The organism is Mesorhizobium sp. M0045, assembly GCF_040323385.1.
Taxonomy (GTDB): Bacteria; Pseudomonadota; Alphaproteobacteria; order Rhizobiales; family Rhizobiaceae; genus Mesorhizobium.
In genome coordinates, this window is record NZ_JAMYUY010000006.1 from 157,884 (window position 1) to 176,810 (window position 18,927).

Annotated in this window: 20 protein-coding genes; 11 read left to right on the plus strand and 9 right to left on the minus strand. The window is 62.1% G+C overall.

Features of this window, described 5'->3' with window-relative positions; genetic code table 11:
* Positions 1-16: 16 nt before the first annotated feature.
* Complete coding sequence (gene speB / locus NKJ72_RS12290; RefSeq protein ID WP_352477301.1) at positions 17-1,024, minus strand: agmatinase; 1,008 nt, start codon at positions 1,022-1,024, stop codon at positions 17-19.
* Positions 1,025-1,329: 305 nt separating this feature from the next.
* On the opposite strand from speB, the gene NKJ72_RS12295 reads away from it, so the two are divergent.
* Positions 1,330-2,388, plus strand: a complete 1,059-nt coding sequence (locus NKJ72_RS12295) for a glycerophosphodiester phosphodiesterase family protein (protein ID WP_352477302.1) — start codon at positions 1,330-1,332, stop codon at positions 2,386-2,388.
* 30 nt (positions 2,389-2,418) lie between these two features.
* Here NKJ72_RS12295 and NKJ72_RS12300 read toward each other — a convergent pair whose 3' ends face one another.
* A complete protein-coding gene (locus NKJ72_RS12300; RefSeq protein ID WP_352477303.1) occupies positions 2,419-3,303 on the minus strand; it encodes an aldo/keto reductase family oxidoreductase in 885 nt (294 codons plus the stop codon).
* 94 nt (positions 3,304-3,397) lie between these two features.
* On the opposite strand from NKJ72_RS12300, the gene NKJ72_RS12305 reads away from it, so the two are divergent.
* Positions 3,398-4,291 carry a LysR family transcriptional regulator gene (locus tag NKJ72_RS12305; protein WP_254817589.1) on the plus strand — a complete coding sequence of 298 codons (894 nt, stop codon included), beginning with the start codon at positions 3,398-3,400 and terminating at the stop codon, positions 4,289-4,291.
* Positions 4,292-4,401: 110 nt separating this feature from the next.
* On the opposite strand, the gene rpsI is transcribed toward NKJ72_RS12305, so the two are convergent.
* The 5 genes from rpsI to NKJ72_RS12330 form a co-directional block, all read right to left on the minus strand.
* Positions 4,402-4,884: a 30S ribosomal protein S9 gene (gene rpsI, locus NKJ72_RS12310; protein WP_023717316.1), complete on the minus strand. Its 483-nt coding sequence runs from the start codon at positions 4,882-4,884 to the stop codon at positions 4,402-4,404.
* A gap of 1 nt (position 4,885) precedes the next feature.
* A complete protein-coding gene (gene rplM / locus NKJ72_RS12315) occupies positions 4,886-5,350 on the minus strand; it encodes a 50S ribosomal protein L13 (protein WP_023674645.1) in 465 nt (154 codons plus the stop codon).
* A 278-nt stretch (positions 5,351-5,628) separates the two neighbouring features.
* Positions 5,629-6,027, minus strand: coding sequence for a type II toxin-antitoxin system HicB family antitoxin (locus tag NKJ72_RS12320; RefSeq protein ID WP_352477304.1), 399 nt, complete (start codon positions 6,025-6,027; stop codon positions 5,629-5,631).
* Positions 6,028-6,054: 27 nt separating this feature from the next.
* Positions 6,055-6,258, minus strand: a complete 204-nt coding sequence (locus NKJ72_RS12325; protein ID WP_352477305.1) for a type II toxin-antitoxin system HicA family toxin — start codon at positions 6,256-6,258, stop codon at positions 6,055-6,057.
* 33 nt (positions 6,259-6,291) lie between these two features.
* Entirely contained in the window at positions 6,292-6,747 is a 456-nt protein-coding gene (locus NKJ72_RS12330; protein WP_352477306.1) for a PaaI family thioesterase, read from the minus strand.
* 156 nt (positions 6,748-6,903) lie between these two features.
* Between NKJ72_RS12330 and NKJ72_RS12335 the strand changes: the two genes are divergently transcribed.
* The 5 genes from NKJ72_RS12335 (at position 6,904) to NKJ72_RS12355 (ending at position 10,529) form a co-directional block, all read left to right on the plus strand.
* A complete protein-coding gene (locus tag NKJ72_RS12335; RefSeq protein WP_352477307.1) occupies positions 6,904-7,725 on the plus strand; it encodes an enoyl-CoA hydratase in 822 nt (273 codons plus the stop codon).
* A gap of 9 nt (positions 7,726-7,734) precedes the next feature.
* Positions 7,735-8,157: a VOC family protein gene (locus NKJ72_RS12340; protein WP_352477309.1), complete on the plus strand. Its 423-nt coding sequence runs from the start codon at positions 7,735-7,737 to the stop codon at positions 8,155-8,157.
* A gap of 77 nt (positions 8,158-8,234) precedes the next feature.
* Positions 8,235-8,756, plus strand: coding sequence for a CoA-binding protein (locus tag NKJ72_RS12345; protein WP_352477310.1), 522 nt, complete (start codon positions 8,235-8,237; stop codon positions 8,754-8,756).
* Between the two features lie 136 nt (positions 8,757-8,892).
* Positions 8,893-10,173, plus strand: coding sequence for an O-acetylhomoserine aminocarboxypropyltransferase (locus NKJ72_RS12350; protein WP_254817596.1), 1,281 nt, complete (start codon positions 8,893-8,895; stop codon positions 10,171-10,173).
* Between the two features lie 5 nt (positions 10,174-10,178).
* Positions 10,179-10,529, plus strand: a complete 351-nt coding sequence (locus NKJ72_RS12355) for a cupin domain-containing protein (protein ID WP_254817597.1) — start codon at positions 10,179-10,181, stop codon at positions 10,527-10,529.
* Positions 10,530-10,563: 34 nt separating this feature from the next.
* Here the strand turns inward: NKJ72_RS12355 and NKJ72_RS12360 are convergent, their stop codons facing one another.
* Positions 10,564-11,811 carry a cytochrome P450 gene (locus tag NKJ72_RS12360; protein ID WP_352477311.1) on the minus strand — a complete coding sequence of 416 codons (1,248 nt, stop codon included), beginning with the start codon at positions 11,809-11,811 and terminating at the stop codon, positions 10,564-10,566.
* Between the two features lie 96 nt (positions 11,812-11,907).
* Between NKJ72_RS12360 and NKJ72_RS12365 the strand changes: the two genes are divergently transcribed.
* Complete coding sequence (locus NKJ72_RS12365; RefSeq protein WP_352477313.1) at positions 11,908-13,011, plus strand: NAD(P)/FAD-dependent oxidoreductase; 1,104 nt, start codon at positions 11,908-11,910, stop codon at positions 13,009-13,011.
* 4 nt (positions 13,012-13,015) lie between these two features.
* On the opposite strand, the gene NKJ72_RS12370 is transcribed toward NKJ72_RS12365, so the two are convergent.
* On the minus strand, positions 13,016-13,606 hold the full coding sequence (locus NKJ72_RS12370) for a hypothetical protein (protein ID WP_352477314.1): 591 nt from the start codon (positions 13,604-13,606) through the stop codon (positions 13,016-13,018).
* Between the two features lie 346 nt (positions 13,607-13,952).
* On the opposite strand from NKJ72_RS12370, the gene NKJ72_RS12375 reads away from it, so the two are divergent.
* The 3 genes from NKJ72_RS12375 to lon all read left to right on the plus strand — a co-directional run bounded on the left by NKJ72_RS12375 (position 13,953) and on the right by lon (position 18,853).
* Positions 13,953-14,582, plus strand: coding sequence for an ATP-dependent Clp protease proteolytic subunit (locus NKJ72_RS12375; RefSeq protein ID WP_254817601.1), 630 nt, complete (start codon positions 13,953-13,955; stop codon positions 14,580-14,582).
* Between the two features lie 304 nt (positions 14,583-14,886).
* Positions 14,887-16,161, plus strand: a complete 1,275-nt coding sequence (clpX, locus tag NKJ72_RS12380) for an ATP-dependent Clp protease ATP-binding subunit ClpX (protein WP_006332719.1) — start codon at positions 14,887-14,889, stop codon at positions 16,159-16,161.
* A gap of 280 nt (positions 16,162-16,441) precedes the next feature.
* Positions 16,442-18,853: an endopeptidase La gene (lon, locus tag NKJ72_RS12385; RefSeq protein ID WP_352477503.1), complete on the plus strand. Its 2,412-nt coding sequence runs from the start codon at positions 16,442-16,444 to the stop codon at positions 18,851-18,853.
* The last annotated feature ends 74 nt before the right edge of the window (positions 18,854-18,927 follow it).

The window sequence follows — 18,927 nt, forward strand, 5'->3', positions numbered from 1 at the left end:
TCCTGTTATCTCAAAGCTATATGCCGCTTGCCTGATTCAATCCGGCAACGCTGTGGTTGCTCTGGTTCATGTCCTCGAGCCGGGCCTTTCGTTCCGCCAGCAGCCCGAGATAGTGCATGGCCACCATCGAGCCGGCAATTGCCGTTATATCGGCGTGATCATAGGCTGGCGCAACCTCGACGACGTCGGCGCCGACGATATCGACCTGGTTGATCTGGCGCAGCACCGACAGGATCTTTGCCGAAGACGGGCCTCCCGCGACCGGCGTTCCCGTGCCGGGCGCAAAAGCTGGATCCAGACAATCGATGTCGAAAGTGACGTAGGTCTTCTTGCCGCCCGTACGGTCGACGATGGCATAGGCGATGTCGGACGCCCGCATTTCCTCCACTTCATGGCCATATAGGATCTTGATGCCGAACGTGTCGGGTGCATGGGTGCGGATGCCGATCTGGATCGAGCGGTCGGGATCGATGATGCCCTCCTTGACCGCACGGCCGACGAAGGAGCCGTGATCGATGCGCTTGCCATCGTCGGGCCAGGTGTCCTGATGTGCGTCGAACTGCACCAGAGCCAACGGGCCGTGGATGGCGGCATGCGCCTTGAGCAGCGGCCAGGTGACGAAATGGTCGCCGCCGAGTGAAAGCAGAAAGGCGCCGGATTTCAGGATCTTCGCCGCTTCGCGCTCGATCGTGGCAGGCGTCTTCTGGTGATTGCCGCTGTCGAGCAGGCAGTCGCCAAAGTCGATCACAGCAAGCTGTTCGAACAGGTCGCGCGAAAACGGATATTGCGGATCGTTGTCGAGGATGGCCGAGGCGCGGCGAATCGCCTGCGGTCCGAAACGAGCGCCCGGCCGATTGGTGACCGCCGCATCGAAGGGAATGCCCCACACCACTACATCGGCGCCCTTCACGTCCTTCGAATATTTGCGCCGCATGAACGACAGCGCGCCGGCGTAGGTCGGCTCAAACGACGCGCCCGTCCTGGAGCGGGTGGTGAAGGCGTGATCGATGGTCCTTGGCGGCATGAAGCGATCTCCTGTGCGTCGACGCGCAACCTTATTGGACATAATTCTCAGAATTGCGACCCCTGCGGAGGATCACGGCCATTCGATCCGGTCACAAATCCTTGCTCGCCAGGCGAACCCCGCATGGCCGGCCCGGAGATTGCCTGGTAAATAACCGAAAGTAGCCGCCAACGGCTGCTTCGGCCGGCATTGATCTGATTTTCCTTCGTTTGCGAAGCCGGCTTCGTTCACCTGCCTGTCACGGGCATCGCTTAACCGGGGTGCGATCCCGGTACGGAGCGATTCTCGTGCGAACGACTTGTCTCATGCGAACGATTTGGCTGAGCCTTCTGCTTTCCGCGGCTATGGCGGTCTCCCTTTGCCAGGCATCGGCAGGCGAAACGCGCGCCAGGCAGATTCTCGACCGCTTCGAGCACGCCAACCAATGGCGCGACCATGTGATGGTGGCCGCGCACCGCGCCGGCGGCATGCAGGCCGGAAAGACGCTCTATCCCGAAAACTCTATCGCCGCCGTCGAGGCGTCGATCGCAATGGGCGCCGAAATCGTCGAGGTCGACATCAGGCGCTCGAAGGACGGAGAATTCGTCATCATGCACGACAGCTGGCTTGACCGCACCACGACCTGCAAGGGCGAGGTGGTCAACCGCACATTGGCCGAACTCAAGACCTGCCGGTTGGTGATCGAAGGCACCGGCGCCGTTACGGGCGAGACGGTCTCGACGTTGCGCGAGATGCTGGTGGCGACCAGGGACAGGATTCTCGTCAACCTCGACAACAAGCTCGACACCGGAAGCCTCGCCGGCATGGTCGCCGTCGCCCGCGATCTCGGCATGGCCGAACAGGTGATCGTCAAAGAGAACCTGTGGAATGCGGAGAGGATCGCCAGGGTCAAGGCTGCCATGGCCGAGATCGGCAGCGGCTTCCAGTTCATGCCGATCATCGCCGATGACGCGGTTCGCGACGCCATGTTTGCCGAGGAACTGAGCCGGGCCTTCCCGATGCGCGCAGTCGAGATGATCAACTGGCGCATGGGATCAGAGACGCTGACGGAGACCGGCGGCCCGCTGTTCAGCCCGCGCATGCGCGCGCTGGCGGTGAGGGGCGACTGGCACATCTGGGCCGACACCTATGCCATCGTCAACAAGCCGGGCGGCTTCCTCGCCGGCGGTCGCGGCGACGAGCTGGCGGTTGCGGCCAGCCTGCCGCGCGAGACTTATGGCTTCTGGGTCGAGCGCGGCGCCACCATCATCCAGACCGACGAACCGAAGGCGGCCATCGGTTGGCTGGCGGCGAACGGTTTTCGCGTGCCCTACGCCGGTGAGAAGCGCCCGGCCGAGCCGGCGAATACGGCCAGCATTAACTAACGCCGGGCACGAACCAGAGCGATTGCGGCGCTACGCGTGAGCGGGGACACTGCCGGCGATACTGTCCAATTCCTCGATCGCATCTTCGGGCAACGCGAGATCGCCCGCGGCGAGGTTCTCCCTGAGATGCGCGACGGAAGACGTGCCTGGGATCAGAAGAATGTTGGGCGCGCGGCGAAGCAGCCAGGCGAGCGCGACCTGCATGGGCGTGGCGCCGAGGCGTGCGGCGACCTTGGACAAGGTCGACGACTGCAACGGATTGAAGCCGCCAAGCGGGAAGAACGGCACATAGGCGATGCCGTCGCGGGCGAGATCGTCAATCAAGGCATCGTCGCCCCGATGCGCCAGATTGTACTGATTCTGCACGCAGACGATCTTGCAAATCCTGCGGCCTTCGGCGATCTGCGCAGCGGTGACGTTGCTCAGCCCGATGTGGCGCACGAGGCCCTGTCGCTGAAGCTCGGCGAGCGTCGCAAGCGGCGCCTCGATCGACCCTTCGGCGGGGCCATGCGCGTCGAACATGATCCGAAGGTTGACCGCCTCCAGCACGTCGAGCCCGAGATTGTGCAGATTGTCGTGCACCGCCTGGGTGAGTTCTTGGGCCGAGAAGGCCGGCAGCCACGATCCGCCCTGGCCGCGCCGGGCGCCGATCTTGGTGACTATAACGAGGTCGTCGGGATAGGGTGCGAGCGCTTCGCGGATCAACAGGTTGGTCACGTGCGGGCCATAGAAGTCGCTGGTGTCGATGTGGTTGACGCCTTGTGCAACGGCTTCGCGCAGTACGGCCAATGCCGCGTCGTGGTCCTTTGGTGGGCCGAAGACGCCGGGCCCTGCGAGCTGCATGGCGCCGTAGCCGAGCCGTCTGACTTTGCGGTCGCCGAGGATGAATGTGCCGGACTGGTCGATACTGGACATGGTCTTTCTCCTTCAGGGATGGCGCACAGATAGACGCTGTCCGATCCCATGATAATTGGGTACAATCCGCACAGGCTGTGCGGAATGACGAACAATGAAGATCGATCTCGGGGATCTGAACGCTTTCGTGGCCGTGGCGCGCGCCAAGGGTTTTCGCGATGGCGCCCGCGCCAGCGGTGGCAGCGCGTCGGGCTTGAGCGAGGCCGTGCGCCGCCTCGAGACGCAGCTCGGTGTCAGGCTGCTCAACAGGACGACCCGCAGCGTCGTCCTGACGGAGGCCGGCGAAGGCCTGCTGGCGCGGCTCGGTCCAGCCTTGACCGAGGTGGAGTCGGCTCTCGACGTGGTGAACGGCTTTCGCGACAGGCCGGCTGGCTTGTTGCGCCTCAACGTGCCGGTCAGCGCGGCGCGGCTGGTCCTGCCCAGCATCGTCCCGCGGTTCCTTGCCGCCTATCCCGGCATCCGGCTGGAGGTGATCGCTGAGGAAAGCTTCGTCGATGTGCTGGCGGCCGGCTGCGACGCCGGCATCCGCTACGACGAGCGCCTGGAGCAGGACATGATCGCCGTGCCGATCGGACCGCGCGTGCAGCGTTTCGCCACCGCCGCCAGCCCTGCCTACCTGGATCGTCATGGCCGGCCGCAACACCCGAGCGACCTGCTCGGCCACGCCTGCCTGCGCGGCCGCTTTGCCAGCCGTGCGATGCCGCCGTGGGAATTCGAGCGCGACGGCGAGGTGGTGCGGGTCGACCCGACGGGGCCGCTTCTCGTGACCCTGGGCGGGGCGACGGACCTCAAAGTCGATGCAGCCATCGCCGGCACCGGCATCATCAGCCTGTTCGAGGATTGGCTACGCCCTCATTTCGAGAGCGGGGCGCTCGAGCCGCTGCTTGAGCCCTGGTGGCAGAGCTTCTCCGGGCCATTCCTCTATTATCCCGGCCGGCGCCTCGTGCCGGCGCCGCTCCGGGCGTTTATCGACTTCATCAAGGCCTGAAGTCTGCCACGATGCGAGCGAGCCGCGCCTGCCGCCGGTGATTGGTTGCCGCCATTCATGGAAAAGGCCGCCCGGAGGCGGCCTTTCGATAGCGTGTAACTGCGCAGCGCTTAGCGCTTGGAGAACTGGAAGCTCCGGCGGGCCTTCGCCTTGCCGTACTTCTTGCGCTCGACGACGCGGCTGTCGCGGGTCAGGAAGCCGCCCTTCTTGAGTACGGCGCGCAGCGCCGGCTCGTAATAGGTCAGCGCCTTGGAGATGCCGTGGCGCACGGCACCAGCCTGGCCGGAAAGGCCGCCGCCGATGACAGTGGCAACGATGTCGTACTGGCCGGCGCGGTTGGCGGCGATGATCGGCTGGTTGAGGATCATCTGCAGGACTGGACGCGCGAAATATTCGGCGAACACCTTGTCGTTGACGACGATCTTACCGGAGCCGGGCTTCACCCAGACGCGCGCGATGGCGTTCTTGCGCTTGCCGGTGGCATAGGCGCGGCCCGATTTGTCGAGCTTCTGGACATGGACGGGTGCTGCCGGCTGGGTGTTGGTGTTGCCGGTGGCAGTTCCGAGTTCTGCGAGCGAGGAAAGCTCAGCCATCTTACGAAACCTTCTTGTTCTTGGCGTTCAGCTTGGCCACGTCGAGGACAACGGGCTGCTGGGCGACATGCGGATGTTCCGTGCCTGCATAGACGCGGAGATTCTTCATCTGGCGTCGGCCGAGCGGGCCGCGCGGGATCATGCGTTCGACGGCCTTTTCGACGACACGCTCGGGAAAGCGGCCCTCGAGCAGCTGGCGCGCGGTGCGCTCCTTGACGCCGCCGGGGTGGCCGGTGTGCCAGTAATAGACCTTGTCGGTGAACTTCTTGCCGGTGAACACCACCTTGTCGGCATTGATGACGATGACGTTGTCGCCGTCGTCGACGTGCGGGGTGAAGGTGGGCTTATGCTTGCCGCGAAGATGATTGGCGATGACAGTGGCGAGACGGCCGACGACGAGACCCTCGGCGTCGATCAGCACCCACTTCTTCACCACATCCGCAGGCTTCTGCGAAAAGGTTGCCATGGATTGTTGCTTTCGGTTCGGACCTTCCCCCATTCACGAACGAGAACGACAAGGGAAGGCGTTTCTTGTTGCTTGGATTGGCAAAAGGCACTTGCTGTCGCCAATAACAAAACGGCGGCCTTTGCGGGCCGCTGCTTCGTCACGGTTTATAGGGGAGGGTGGTTATCGCGTCAAGGCGCATGAAATGATTGCTGGAAGATAAACTTAAATGAAAACAAGGATTTGAGTTAAAGGTATGATTTTACCACATCGCGATTTTGGCCCTGTGTCAGGTGAGTTCAGTGCTTTGCCTCGATTTCCTTGCGAGCTGCGCTGGAGAGGAATGCCGATCGCGTTATGCCTCGGTCGCGCGCTGCGGCGTCGATCGCCCGCAAGACGCCGCGCTCGAAAGTTACATTCGCCCTCACGACGGCGCTGTCATTGTCGATGAGTGGTACCGAGACCAGATAGCTTCCTTCAGCAAGTGCTTTGCGTACATCCGCAAGCGCGACGATCGCCTCATGGCTGGACGGTTCGGGAACAGGCATGTCCTCCGCCCACAGTTGCAACGCTTCGACTGCATTCGGAACGATGTCTTCCGCCTCGTCCGCGGCTGAAAAGCAGCCGGGAATGTCGGGAAAGCGAATGCCGAACGCGCTGTTGGGATCTTTATCGACCAACGCGAAATAGTTCTTCATCTCAGCCTCCAAGACGCTTCAGGTCACCTATATCCAGCCCGCTTGTTTGGAGATGGCGCGAGCTGTACCGGTTGGTAGATCCTTCTCCGGATGCGGAACGATCAACACGATCTCGCCCTTTCGAAACTTGTGATGCGAGCCGCGTACGGAAACCAGCTCGAAACCATCATCCTCGAGACGCTTCACGATTTTGCGGCTGTCACGCTCAAACAAAGATCCCTGTGCGCACATATATACACATCAACAAAAAATTCAATAGAAGCATCAGGCCGGTACCCGCCTTGGTGGGATCGAATAGGTGCCCGTTGCGTGCGCTACCGTGTGTCTCTCAGGCCCGGCGACGATGTCGATGTCGAACACCATCAGGCTCTTGCCCAGCTTCAGGATGCGGCAATGGCCGTCGATCGGCCCGGCCTCGGCCTTGCGGACGAAATTGATGTTGAGGCTGGTGGTGACCGAAAGCGCATCCGGTCCGGCATGCGATAGCACGCAGACATAGCCGCCTATGTCGGCCAGCGTGAACAGCGCCGAACCCGACACGGTGCCGCCGGGGCGCAAATGGCGCTCGTCGGCATTGAGTCGCACGATACAACCGCCTGGAAACACCTCCAACGCCTCATAGAAGGTGAACTGGTCGTTGAGCTGCGGGAAAACGGTTGCCATCAGCGTGTTGATTTCGGCAGCCGTCAGCACCGGCTGGAGATTGCTTTGGGCAGGCATTTCAGTCTCCCGGTTTTGCGCCCTGCTTGTATGAACGCGACGTGGCGTTTCTGGCAACGGCCATTCATTAGGGCAGAAGCGGACGAGGGAGTTGGACGAAGCGAGCCGGCATACTAGATTGGTTCATCACCGATCCGGAATCGCAGAGGAACGATCATGGCCGAAATCGTCGCCATCAAGCCTGCCGTTGCCGAAGGGCCGGTCGTCTCCAGGCTGGACAACGGCGTGGTGCGCCTGACGCTCGCCAATCCGCCGGCCAACGCTCTTTCGCTTGCAACGATGGCGGCGCTGACGGCGGAACTCGACCGCGCCAAGGCCGACAAATCCGTCCGTGTCATCGTGCTTGGGGCGACCGGCAAAGTGTTCTGCGCCGGGCACGACCTCAAGGAGTTGAGCGCGCACCGCGACGATGCCGATCGCGGCAGGGCCTTCTTCGAAAAGACGTTTTCCGCCTGCGCTTCCCTGATGCAGGCGATCGTTCGCCATCCTAAGGCGGTGATCGCCGAAGTCGATGGCCTGGCGACAGCGGCCGGATTGCAGCTGGTCGCCAGCTGCGACCTCGCCATCGCCTCGCACGAGGCGACCTTCTGCACGCCTGGCGTCAATATCGGCCTGTTCTGCTCGACGCCGATGGTCGCGCTGTCGCGCAACATCTCGCGCAAGTACGCCATGGAGATGCTTTTGACCGGCGAGACGATCGATGCGGTAACCGCCAAGGAATTCGGCTTGGTCAACCGCGTCGTGCCGCGCGAATATCTGAATCAAATCGTCACCAAATACGCGCAAACCATTGCCTCCAAATCGTCCTTGGTCGTCAAGATCGGCAAGGAAGCGTTTTATGAGCAGGCCGAGATGGGGCTGGCCGAGGCCTATGATTACACGGGGCGCGTCATGGTCGAGAACATGCTGGCGCGCGATGCGGAAGAGGGCATCGGCGCCTTCATCGGCAAGCGCCAGGCGGAATGGCCGGAGGAATAGGAGGCGGATATGGAACCGCGCATCTCCATCATCACAATCGCCACGGACGATCTCGACCGCGCCGTGCGCTTCTACGAGGCGATGGGTCTGAAGCGCCATGCCGGGATCACCGAGGGCGTTGCCTTCTTCCAGATGGGCGGCGCCATTCTCGGCCTGTTCCCACGGCAAAGCGCCGAAGAGGATTCGGGCGTTACCTTCTCCAAGGCGCCGTCGGCCGTCTATCTCGCCTACAACACCCGCTCCCACACCGAGGTTGATGAAATGCTGGCGATGGCCGAGAAAGCTGGCGGCCGTATCGTCAAGCCGGCGCAGCGCGCCTTCTGGGGCGGCTGGTATGGCTATTTCGCCGATGCCGATGGGCATGTCTGGGAAGTCGCGCACAATCCGGCCTTTCCGATTGCGGAAGACGGAACGATCTCGCTGCCCGGCTGACGAGGTTCCCCTCTGGCCCATTGCAAGCCACTTGCTCGGCTGTTGGCACCTCACTCCGAAGCGCTGTATGACGAGGCATGAACCACGACGCCTACGACAACGCCTATATCACCGGCATCCTCAATTCGGTGAAGACCATCGCCATGGTCGGCGCGTCGGCCAATGACGTGCGGCCGAGCTACTTTGTGCTGAAATATCTGCTCGGCAAGGGGTTTTCGGTGTTCCCGATCAATCCGGGCCAGGCCGGCAAGGAAATCCTCGCGCGGATGACCTATGCCAGGCTGGCCGATGTTCCAGAGCCAATCGACATGGTCGACGTCTTTCGCGGCTCCGTGGCAGTGCCGGGCATCGTCGAGGAGGTCTTGCGGCTCGATCCGCTGCCGAAGGTCATCTGGATGCAGCTTGGTGTGCGCAATGACGAGGCCGCCGCGCGCGCCGAGGCCGCCGGCATCAAGGTGGTGATGAACCGTTGCCCGAAGATCGAATACGGCAAGCTGTCCGGCGAGATCGGCTGGACCGGCGTCAATTCCGGCGTCTTGTCGTCGAAGAAACCGCTGATGCGCCCGGGATTCCAGAGTTTCGGCGTTCGCCAGAAATAATCTTCCAGTTCTGCCGTATTTTTCCGCCAGCCCGCCCGCCGTTATCACGGGGAAGGGCATTTTCTTCTTTGCATTCGGAACCGGGCTCCGCCAAGAATGCGGCGCGCTTTTCAGAAGGTTCAAAGGGAGGTTTTCGATGGCCCGCACGCCCGGTTTCAACACGCTCGCCGTCCATGCCGGCGCCAAGCCGGATCCGGCGACCGGCGCGCGAGCGACTCCAATCTACCAGACCACCTCCTTCGTCTTCGACGATGCCGACCATGCCGCCTCGCTGTTCGGGCTGAAGGCGTTCGGTAACATCTACACCCGCATCATGAACCCGACACAGGCGGTGCTGGAAGAGCGCATCGCGGCACTCGAAGGCGGCACGGCAGGCCTTGCGGTCGCCTCCGGCCATGCCGCGCAGGTGCTGGTCTTCCACAATCTGATGCAGCCCGGCGACAATTTCGTTTCAGCGACAAAGCTTTACGGCGGCTCGATCAACCAGTTCGGTCATGCCTTCAAAAATTTCGGCTGGCAGGTGCGCTGGGCCGACACCAATGACATCTCGAGCTTCGAGAGCCAGATCGACGACAGGACCAAGGCAATCTTCATCGAAAGCCTGGCCAATCCGGGCGGCGTCTTCGTCGACATCGAGAAGATCGGCGACGTTGCCCGCAAGCACGGCCTGCCACTGATCGTCGACAACACACTGGCCTCGCCCTATCTGCTGCGGCCGATCGAGCATGGCGCCGACATCGTCGTGCATTCGCTGACCAAGTTCATCGGCGGTCACGGCAATTCCATCGGCGGCGCCATCGTCGACGGCGGCACGTTCGATTGGTCGAAGTCGGGCAAATATCCGATGCTGTCGGAGCCGCGCCCCGAATATGGCGGCCTGGTCCTGCACGAGACCTTCGGCAATTTCGCCTTCGCCATCGCTGCCCGCGTGCTCGGCCTGCGCGACATCGGCGCGGCGATTTCGCCGTTCAATGCATTCCTTATCCTGACTGGCCTGGAAACCTTGCCGCTGAGGATGCAGCGCCACTGCGACAATGCGGCCGCAGTCGCCGGATGGCTTTCCAACCATTCCAAGGTCGCCTGGGTGTCCTATCCCGGCCTGCCCAGCGACAAGAACAATGCGCTGCAGAAGATGTACTCGCCGCTTGGCGCCGGCGCGGTGTTCACCTTCGGGTTGAAGGGTGGCTATGCGGCGGGCATCAAATTCGTCGAAGCGCTCGAATTGTTCTCGCACCTGGCCAATGTCGGCGACACCAAGTCGCTGGTCATCCACCCGGCATCGACCACGCATCGCCAGCTTTCCGACGAGCAGAAGATCAACGCGGGGGCAGGGCCGGACACAGTCAGGCTTTCGGTCGGTATCGAGGACGTCAACGACATCGTCGCCGATCTGGAACAGGCTCTCGCCAAGGTTTGATCGCCATGACCGCGCCGAAATTTCTTTCCGTCGACGTCGACACCGTCCAACCGGAACTTGGCGCGCCGGCGCCGGATCGCCTGATTTCGGGCGATCCGAAATTCCGCACCTGGAATGTCGAGGAACAGGACGGCGGCCTCTATGCCGGCGTCTGGGAAGCGACGCCAGGCAAATGGCGCATCGAATATGATGAGTGGGAGTTCTGCCACATCCTGTCAGGGGTTTCGGTGATCGCCGAAGACGGCGCCGATGCGCGCACCGTCAGGGCCGGCGACAGCTTCGTGCTGAGGCCGGGCTTTAAGGGCAGCTGGGAAGTGCTTGAAACGACTCGCAAGGAGTATGTGATCAAGCTTTGATCACCCCTGCGGCTGAGCCTGCCGGACCGAATGCTCAAAAGCGCACGGCGAGCGTTTCCAGCCCATGGAAATGATAGGTGTCGCGCAAGCGCGGCTGTTCGGCAAGATGCAACTGCGGTAGCCGGTCGAACAGGGTTTTCAGCGACACCTGCAATTCGAGCCGGGCGAGCGGCGCGCCGATGCAGAAATGAATGCCGGCGCCGAACGATACGTTCTTCTGGTCGGCGCGGCCCGGCCTGAAGGCGAAGGGCTCGGTAAAGGCCACCGGGTCGTGATTGGCCATGCCGAGCAGCAGACCGATCGTCTCGCCCGGCTGGACGACGATACCAGGCCCGGCCTCGACCTTCTGATAGGCGTAGCGCGTGAACATGTGCAGCGGCGCGTCGAAGCGCAGGCACTCTTCGACCGTCGCGGCTGTTGCTTCCGGCGAGGTGAAGAAGCGGCGTGGGTCGCCGCCTTGTGCGAGGATCGAGCGCACCGCATTGCCGGTCTGGTGGACAGTTGCCTCATGGCCGGCATTGAGCAAAAGGATGGCCGAGGACACCAGCTCGTCCTCCGACAGTTTCTGGCCGTCCTCCTGTGCCGCAATCAGCAGCGACAGAAGATCCTCGCCCGGCCTCTTTCGCCGCTCGGCGACGTAGCCGCGCAAAAAATTCGAAAAGTCCCGCGCCGCGCGATTGGCCGTTTCTTCGGTCTCGCGGGTGCGGCCGTGCATGTACATAGCGACCATCCGATGCGACCAGTCGAGCAGCTGCGGCCCCATATCGACCGGCACGCCGAGCATCTCGGCAATGATGGTGATCGGCAAGGGAGCGGCGAGCGCCGGCAGCAGGTCGACTTCTCCTGGTTCGAAACGGTCGATCAATTCGTTGGCCAGCGCCTCGACGCGCGGCCTGAGCCGCTCGACCTGGCGCGAGACGAAGGCGCGGTTGACCAGCGTTCTGAGCCGTGTGTGGACAGGCGGCTCCAGCTCCAGCATCGAATTGGCCTCGACGCCGTCGAATGCGCTGAGATGCGTGCGGTCCTGGCCGATGCCTCGGCTGTCCGGAATGCCGGCCGGGTTCTGGCGGCCGAAGCGGCGATCGCGCAGCAGACGGTTGACGTCGTCGAAGCCGCCAAAGCACCAGAAGCCAAATTCTTCCCAGAAGAAGGCGTTCGATGCGCCATGCAGTAAGGCGTAGGCTTCGTATGGATTCTGGAAGAAAGCCGGCTCGTGCGGATCGAGCCGCAGGCTGCGCGTGGCTGGATCAAAGGCAAGGTAGGGCGGCTTCAATTCGGTCATGCCAGATCATTAGCGCGGCTTGCCAGTCTGGTGCCAGACCGTATGTTGGCCCTGCCGTGAGTGAGCCGCCGAAGCGGTTGCGGAAGGACAGTTTTCATGAATGTGATCGTGGTCGGTGCAGGCATTGCTGGACTTTCGACGGCGTGGTCGCTGGTCAAGGCTGGTCACCTCGTCTCGATCGTCGAGCAGGGATCGATCCCCAATCCGCTCGCCGCCTCCGGCGACCGCCATCGCATCATCCGCCGCGCCTACCGGGCCGGATCGGGCTACGGCCGGCTGATCACCGAAGCCTATGAGGCCTGGGACGAGATGTGGGCCGATCTCGGTGAAAGCCATCTCGATCCGCGCGGCTTCATCTGTATTTCGCGCAAGCCGGGAGATGAGGCGGAGGAATACCGCAAGGGCATGGAAGCGAGAAATTATCCGTTCGAATTGGTCGAGCCGGACGCCGCGGTCGAACGCTGGCCGTTCCTAGAACCTGGTTCATTCCGCTATGCATATTTTTCGCCGGACGGCGGCGCGCTGCACTGCCGCAAGATCGCCTCTAGCCTCGCCAGGTGGCTGCGCGCGAACGGCGCCAATGTCTACGAAAACAGCAAGGTCGCCGAGATCGACGCCGACGCCGGACAGGTCGTGCTTGCGAGCGGCGAAACGATGCAGGCCGACTGGATCGTCGTCGCTGCCGGCGCCTGGGTCCTGAAACTGTTCCCGGAACTGGACGGCGAACTGAAAACCTTTCGCACCGCGCTCGCCTATGTCGAACCGCCGGCGGATTTGAAAGAAACGTGGCAGGCAGCGCCCGTCGTCCTCGACATCGGCGGCAGCGTCGACGGCTATGCAATCCCGCCGACAGGTGGCGCCGGCATGAAATTCGGCTCGGGCCTGCACAGGGTGCCGACCAGCGATGCCGACTGGAACCGCCAGCCGGTGCCGGGCGAAGGCGAGGCGATCCGCAACCTGTTTTCGCCGCCGATTGCCCGTATCGAGGAGTATAAGGTTACCGAAGTGGTCACCTGCGCCTACACCTTCACCGTCGACGAGAAGTTCCTGGCCCACCAGAAAGGCAAATGCCTGGTCGTCTCGGCCTGCTCCGGCCACGGCTACAAGTTCGGCGCGGCAGTCGGCAGAAAGGTTGCGGCCTGCGTCGGCAATGGCGATGTCGACGGCCTGAAGAAATGGCTCAGGGCCGAGGCGCCCTGAGCGCCTAGTATCGGCAATGCCTCGGAATATGCACGCGCCGCCAGCTCGACGAACCCTCCCTGACCACCACGCGGCGAGCCACTGTCTGATATGACGCCGGAATGTCGATGATGCGCCGCTGCTCCGGCCGCACCAGAACCTCTTCGGCGACGCTCTCGTATTCGGCGGGGAGGACAACGCGCCGCCGGCGTTCCGGCTCAACCACGACGATTTCGGCCACTCGTTCATAGCGTGCCTTGTGCCTGACCTTGCACAGCACCTTGCGGCCGTGGATGATGCGCCATTCCCAGGAATAGCCGCCGTCAGCAACCCTCACGGCGCGGTAGATGGTGCGGGTGATGGCGGGCACGATCTCGTAGCTGACACGCACCGGCGCGATCTGCACCACGCGCTCGCGCGTTCCGTAGATTGGCGCCTCGTATTCCACCTGCTGGCCGGCTGGGCTGACGAGCACGTCCTCATAGACCGTGTCGTAGACGGCCGGCCGGTTGACCTGCTCGTAGCATTCGACCGCGCGTCCGCCGGCAGCCGTTTCGGACGCCATGCCGAGAACGGTAATGCCGGTAAGGGCCGAGGAAGCAGCTTTCCTGATCATCGCACTCCCCCTGTTTGAACTGCATGAAGCGAGTTCAACGTTGAATTGTAGGGTAAGCCGTGGCTGGAAAAAGCGGTTTCACCACTTTTCGTTAAGCGATGCGGTTAAGAAAACGCTAAACGCCGGCCAGGCATGAGCGACCTTCCGACGGCAGGAGAGGGCTGCCGGCACGGCGACGGGCGAAACTTGCCTTGGAAACCTTGATTCGACTTAACCGGATGGCTAGGAGAGGCGGCCTTGCGCTAGGGTGAGCCGGCATCCTATTTACACAATAACGATCCAGAACCGATTCTGCCCGATTGCAAATCTCCGGCGCCGGAATCCCATCCTCAAAAAGGGATAGTCCATGAAGAACCCCGTCGAAACCTACATGAACCTCGTTCCGATGGTGGTCGAACAGACCAATCGCGGCGAGCGGGCCTACGACATTTTCTCGCGGCTCCTCAAGGAGCGCATCATTTTCATCACCGGCCCGGTCGAGGACGGCATGGCGACGCTGGTCTGCGCGCAACTGCTGTTCCTCGAAGCGGAGAATCCGAAGAAAGAAATCAACCTCTATATCAACTCGCCCGGCGGCGTCGTCACCTCCGGCATGGCGATCTACGATACCATGCAGTTCATCAAGCCCGCCGTGTCGACGCTCTGCATCGGCCAGGCCGCATCGATGGGTTCGCTGCTCCTGACTGCCGGCCACAAGGACATGCGCTTTGCTACGCCGAATGCCCGCATCATGGTCCACCAGCCTTCCGGCGGCTTCCAGGGCCAGGCCTCCGACATCGAGCGCCATGCCCAGGATATCATCAAGCTGAAGCGCCGCCTCAACGAGGTTTACGTCAAGCACACCGGCAAGAGCTACGATGAGATTGAAAGAACGCTCGACCGTGACCATTTCATGACTGCCGACGAGGCCAGGGATTTCGGCCTCATCGACAAGGTCATTTCGTCACGTGAGCCGGTCGAAGGTATTGCCTTATAGTCCCGCGGTGGCCCTGCGGTGGCAATGAGTGGCGGGATTACGCGCTTTTGGCGCAGCTTGCGGCATTTCGGCCACAATTGGCTGTTCCCTCGACGGGTGCAATTGCCTACGTTAAGGCTATGTTGATTTTCGACGGCTTAGCTTTGCGTGGGGTTGTTCGAATCATTGCCCCGTTTTCCGATTTGTGTTTCGTACGGAATGCGTTGCGGGAGCCGGGGCACTGGCGGCAGCGGATTCCCGCGATAGATTGAATATGCGCCCTTTCAACCAGACCATCGGCGGGCGGCCATGAAAGGACAGGAAAATGAGCAAGGTCGGCAACAACAGCGGTGATTCCAAGAACACGCTTTATTGCTCGTTTTGCGGCAAAAGCCAGCACGAAGTGCGCAAGCTGATCGCCGGGCCGACGGTGTTCATCTGCGACGAATGCGTCGAACTGTGCATGGACATCATCCGCGAAGAGAACAAGACCTCGATGGTGAAGTCGCGCGAGGGCGTGCCGACACCGCAGGAAATCCTCAAGGTTCTCGACGACTACGTCATCGGCCAGCCCTACGCCAAGCGCGTGCTGTCGGTGGCCGTCCACAACCACTACAAGCGCCTCGCCCATGCCGGCAAGAACAACGATGTCGAGCTGGCGAAGTCGAACATCCTGCTGATCGGCCCGACCGGCTGCGGCAAGACGCTGCTGGCGCAGACGCTGGCCCGCATCATCGACGTCCCCTTCACCATGGCCGACGCGACGACGCTGACCGAAGCCGGTTATGTCGGCGAGGACGTCGAGAACATCATCCTGAAGCTGTTGCAGTCGGCCGACTACAATGTCGAGCGCGCCCAGCGCGGCATCGTCTATATCGACGAGATCGACAAAATCTCGCGCAAGTCGGACAACCCGTCGATCACCCGTGACGTATCGGGCGAGGGCGTGCAGCAGGCACTTTTGAAGATCATGGAAGGCACTGTCGCCTCCGTGCCGCCGCAGGGCGGCAGAAAGCATCCGCAGCAGGAATTTCTGCAGGTCGACACCGCCAACATCCTATTTATCTGCGGCGGCGCTTTCGCCGGGCTGGACAAGATCATCTCGGATCGCGGCAGGAAGACCTCGATCGGTTTCGGCGCTATCGTCGCTTCGCCCGAGGATCGCCGCACCGGCGATGTTTTCCGCCTGGTCGAGCCTGAGGACCTCTTGAAGTTTGGCCTCATTCCCGAGTTCGTCGGCCGTCTGCCTGTCTTGGCGACGCTGGAGGATCTCGACGAGCCGGCACTGATCCAAATCCTGACCGAGCCGAAGAACGCGCTGGTCAAGCAGTATCAGCGGCTGTTCGAGATGGAAAATGTCGACCTGACCTTCCACGAGAACGCGCTCTCGGCCATCGCCAAGCGCGCCATCGAGCGCAAGACCGGCGCACGCGGCCTGCGTTCGATCATGGAAGCGATCTTGCTCGACACCATGTTCGAGCTGCCGGCACTGGAAGGCGTGCGCGAAGTGGTTATTTCGGAAGAGGTGGTGTCAGGCAACGCCAGGCCGCTCTACATCTATTCCGAGCAGAAGGAGAAGAAGGGCAACGTCAGCGCCTGACGTGAGCCGGCAATGGATTTTTCTGAAACGGCGCCGCGGGGCGCCGTTTTGCTGTCGCATACCGCGCATGGCGCCGCGTGCTGAGTGCGGATTGGAGGTACGGACCGTGTTGACCCTTGATCTTTACCCTCAGTGCCTCCAACTAGAGGCAGAAGGCCGTGGTGCCGAATTCTGTGCTGTAAAACTCCCGTCACAAACGGTGGTAGGCGGAACGATCCTCGGTCGTTAATATGAGATTCGCGGTTGGCCGATTGGCGGCCGCGACATGAAAGGTTGGACAATGGCCAAATTATCCAAGGCTTCCAGCGACGGCGTCTTCGCAGTCCTCCCACTGCGCGACATCGTGGTGTTCCCGCACATGATCGTTCCGCTCTTTGTCGGGCGTGAAAAGTCGATCAAGGCGCTGGAAGAAGTGATGGGTCAGGAAAGACAGATCCTGCTCGCGACCCAGATGAATGCTGCCGACGACGATCCGGAGCCCGATGCGATCTTTGACATCGGCACGCTCGCCAATGTGCTGCAATTGCTGAAACTGCCGGACGGCACCGTGAAGGTGCTGGTCGAAGGTGCCTCGCGCGCGAAGATCGTCGCGTTCACCGACCGTCCCGACTTCCATGAAGCCCGTGCTGCGGCGCTGGTCGAACCGGATGAGGAAGAGGTCGAGGTCGAGGCGCTGGCGCGTTCGGTGGTCACCGACTTCGAGAACTACGTCAAGCTGAACAAGAAGATCTCGCCCGAAGTGGTGGGTGCCGCCAGCCAGATCGACGACTATTCCAAGCTCGCCGACACGGTCGCTTCGCATCTTGCCATCAAGATCCCCGAGAAGCAGGAAATGCTCGCCACGCTGTCCGTCAAGGAACGGCTGGAAAAGGCGATGGGGTTCATGGAAGCCGAAATCTCGGTGCTGCAGGTCGAGAAGCGCATCCGCTCGCGCGTCAAGCGCCAGATGGAGAAGACACAGCGCGAATACTACCTCAACGAGCAGATGAAGGCGATCCAGAAGGAGCTCGGCGAGGGCGAGGACGGCCGCGACGAGGCCGCCGAGATCGAGGCGCGTATCAAGAAGACCAAGCTTTCCAAGGAGGCCCGCGAAAAGGCGGAAGCCGAACTGAAGAAGCTGCGGACGATGTCGCCGATGTCGGCTGAATCGACCGTGGTGCGCAACTATCTCGACTGGCTGCTGTCGATCCCGTGGGGCAGGAACTCCAAGGTCAAGCAGGATCTGGCCTTTGCCCAGAACGTGCTCGATACGGATCATTTCGGCCTCGACAAGGTCAAGGACCGCATCGTCGAATACCTCGCCGTGCAGAGCCGCCAGAAGAAGCTGAAGGGGCCGATCCTGTGCCTCGTCGGACCTCCCGGTGTCGGCAAGACCTCGCTCGGCAAGTCGATCGCCAAGGCGACCGGTCGCGAGTTCATCCGCATGGCGCTGGGCGGCGTGCGCGACGAGGCCGAGATCCGCGGTCACCGGCGCACCTACATCGGCTCGATGCCCGGCAAGGTCATCCAGTCGATGAAGAAGGCGAAGAAATCCAATCCGCTCTTCCTGCTCGACGAGATCGACAAGATGGGCCAGGATTTCCGCGGCGATCCGTCATCGGCTTTGCTCGAGGTGCTCGATCCCGAGCAGAACTCGACGTTCATGGACCATTACCTCGAGGTCGAATACGACCTGTCGAGCGTGATGTTCGTGACGACGGCGAACACGCTGAACATCCCTGCGCCCTTGATGGACCGCATGGAGATCATCCGTATCGCCGGTTATACCGAGGACGAGAAGATCGAAATCGCCAAGCGTCACCTGATGCCCAAGGTGATCCGCGACCACGCGTTGCAGCCGAAGGAGTTCTCCGTCGGCGAGGACGCGATCCGCGGCATCATCCAGACCTACACCCGTGAAGCGGGCGTCAGGAGCCTGGAGCGCGAGCTGATGAAGCTCGGGCGCAAGGCGGTGACCGAGATCCTGAAGACGAAGAAGAAGACGATCAACATCACGGCGGACAATCTTGCCGATTACCTTGGTGTTCCGCGCTTCCGCTTCGGCCAGGTCGAGAGCGACGATCAGGTCGGCGTGGTCACCGGGCTCGCCTGGACGGAAGTCGGCGGCGAGCTGTTGACGGTGGAAGGCGTCATGATGCCCGGCAAGGGCCGCATGACCGTGACCGGCAATCTGCGCGACGTGATGAAGGAATCGATCTCTGCGGCGGCCTCTTACGTCCGCTCGCGGGCCATCGATTTCGGCGTCGAGCCGCCGCTGTTCGACAAGCGCGATATCCACGTCCACGTGCCGGAGGGCGCAACCCCGAAGGACGGACCGTCTGCTGGCGTGGCGATGGCGACGGCAATCGTTTCGGTGCTGACCGGTATCCCGGTCAGGGCCGATGTGGCGATGACCGGCGAGATCACGCTGCGCGGAAGGGTGCTGCCGATCGGCGGCCTTAAGGAAAAGCTGCTTGCCGCACTGCGCGGCGGCATCAAGAAGGTGCTGATCCCGGAAGAGAACGCCAAGGATCTGGCGGAGATTCCGGAAAACGTGAAGAGCGGCATGGAAATCATTCCGGTCTCACGCGTCGGTGAAGTGTTGCGCCATGCGCTGGTGCGTATGCCGGAACCGATCCAGTGGGTCGAACCCGTTAATGCGCCGGCCGTGGTCGATGTCGCAGACGAAGCTGGTAAATCGCTGGCGCATTAGCGCTTGCTAAAGTTGCAATGCACAAAGAGAGAGCCGGGCCTTGAGCCCGGCTTTTTCATGTGAAGAACCGCAGA

Coding starts and splice junctions, on each gene's coding strand:
- rpsI (WP_023717316.1), bottom strand. CDS start 4,884: ATGGCTGAGCTTTCCTCGCTCGCAGAACTCGGAACTGCCACCGGCAAC.
- NKJ72_RS12305 (WP_254817589.1), top strand. CDS start 3,398: ATGAAGATCGATCTCGGGGATCTGAACGCTTTCGTGGCCGTGGCGCGC.
- speB (WP_352477301.1), bottom strand. CDS start 1,024: ATGCCGCCAAGGACCATCGATCACGCCTTCACCACCCGCTCCAGGACG.
- NKJ72_RS12355 (WP_254817597.1), top strand. CDS start 10,179: ATGACCGCGCCGAAATTTCTTTCCGTCGACGTCGACACCGTCCAACCG.
- NKJ72_RS12295 (WP_352477302.1), top strand. CDS start 1,330: ATGCGAACGATTTGGCTGAGCCTTCTGCTTTCCGCGGCTATGGCGGTC.
- NKJ72_RS12370 (WP_352477314.1), bottom strand. CDS start 13,606: ATGATCAGGAAAGCTGCTTCCTCGGCCCTTACCGGCATTACCGTTCTC.
- NKJ72_RS12345 (WP_352477310.1), top strand. CDS start 8,235: ATGAACCACGACGCCTACGACAACGCCTATATCACCGGCATCCTCAAT.
- NKJ72_RS12340 (WP_352477309.1), top strand. CDS start 7,735: ATGGAACCGCGCATCTCCATCATCACAATCGCCACGGACGATCTCGAC.
- NKJ72_RS12365 (WP_352477313.1), top strand. CDS start 11,908: ATGAATGTGATCGTGGTCGGTGCAGGCATTGCTGGACTTTCGACGGCG.
- NKJ72_RS12375 (WP_254817601.1), top strand. CDS start 13,953: ATGAAGAACCCCGTCGAAACCTACATGAACCTCGTTCCGATGGTGGTC.
- NKJ72_RS12335 (WP_352477307.1), top strand. CDS start 6,904: ATGGCCGAAATCGTCGCCATCAAGCCTGCCGTTGCCGAAGGGCCGGTC.
- NKJ72_RS12330 (WP_352477306.1), bottom strand. CDS start 6,747: ATGCCTGCCCAAAGCAATCTCCAGCCGGTGCTGACGGCTGCCGAAATC.
- lon (WP_352477503.1), top strand. CDS start 16,442: ATGGCCAAATTATCCAAGGCTTCCAGCGACGGCGTCTTCGCAGTCCTC.
- clpX (WP_006332719.1), top strand. CDS start 14,887: ATGAGCAAGGTCGGCAACAACAGCGGTGATTCCAAGAACACGCTTTAT.
- NKJ72_RS12300 (WP_352477303.1), bottom strand. CDS start 3,303: ATGTCCAGTATCGACCAGTCCGGCACATTCATCCTCGGCGACCGCAAA.
- NKJ72_RS12360 (WP_352477311.1), bottom strand. CDS start 11,811: ATGACCGAATTGAAGCCGCCCTACCTTGCCTTTGATCCAGCCACGCGC.
- NKJ72_RS12350 (WP_254817596.1), top strand. CDS start 8,893: ATGGCCCGCACGCCCGGTTTCAACACGCTCGCCGTCCATGCCGGCGCC.
- NKJ72_RS12325 (WP_352477305.1), bottom strand. CDS start 6,258: ATGTGCGCACAGGGATCTTTGTTTGAGCGTGACAGCCGCAAAATCGTG.
- NKJ72_RS12320 (WP_352477304.1), bottom strand. CDS start 6,027: ATGAAGAACTATTTCGCGTTGGTCGATAAAGATCCCAACAGCGCGTTC.
- rplM (WP_023674645.1), bottom strand. CDS start 5,350: ATGGCAACCTTTTCGCAGAAGCCTGCGGATGTGGTGAAGAAGTGGGTG.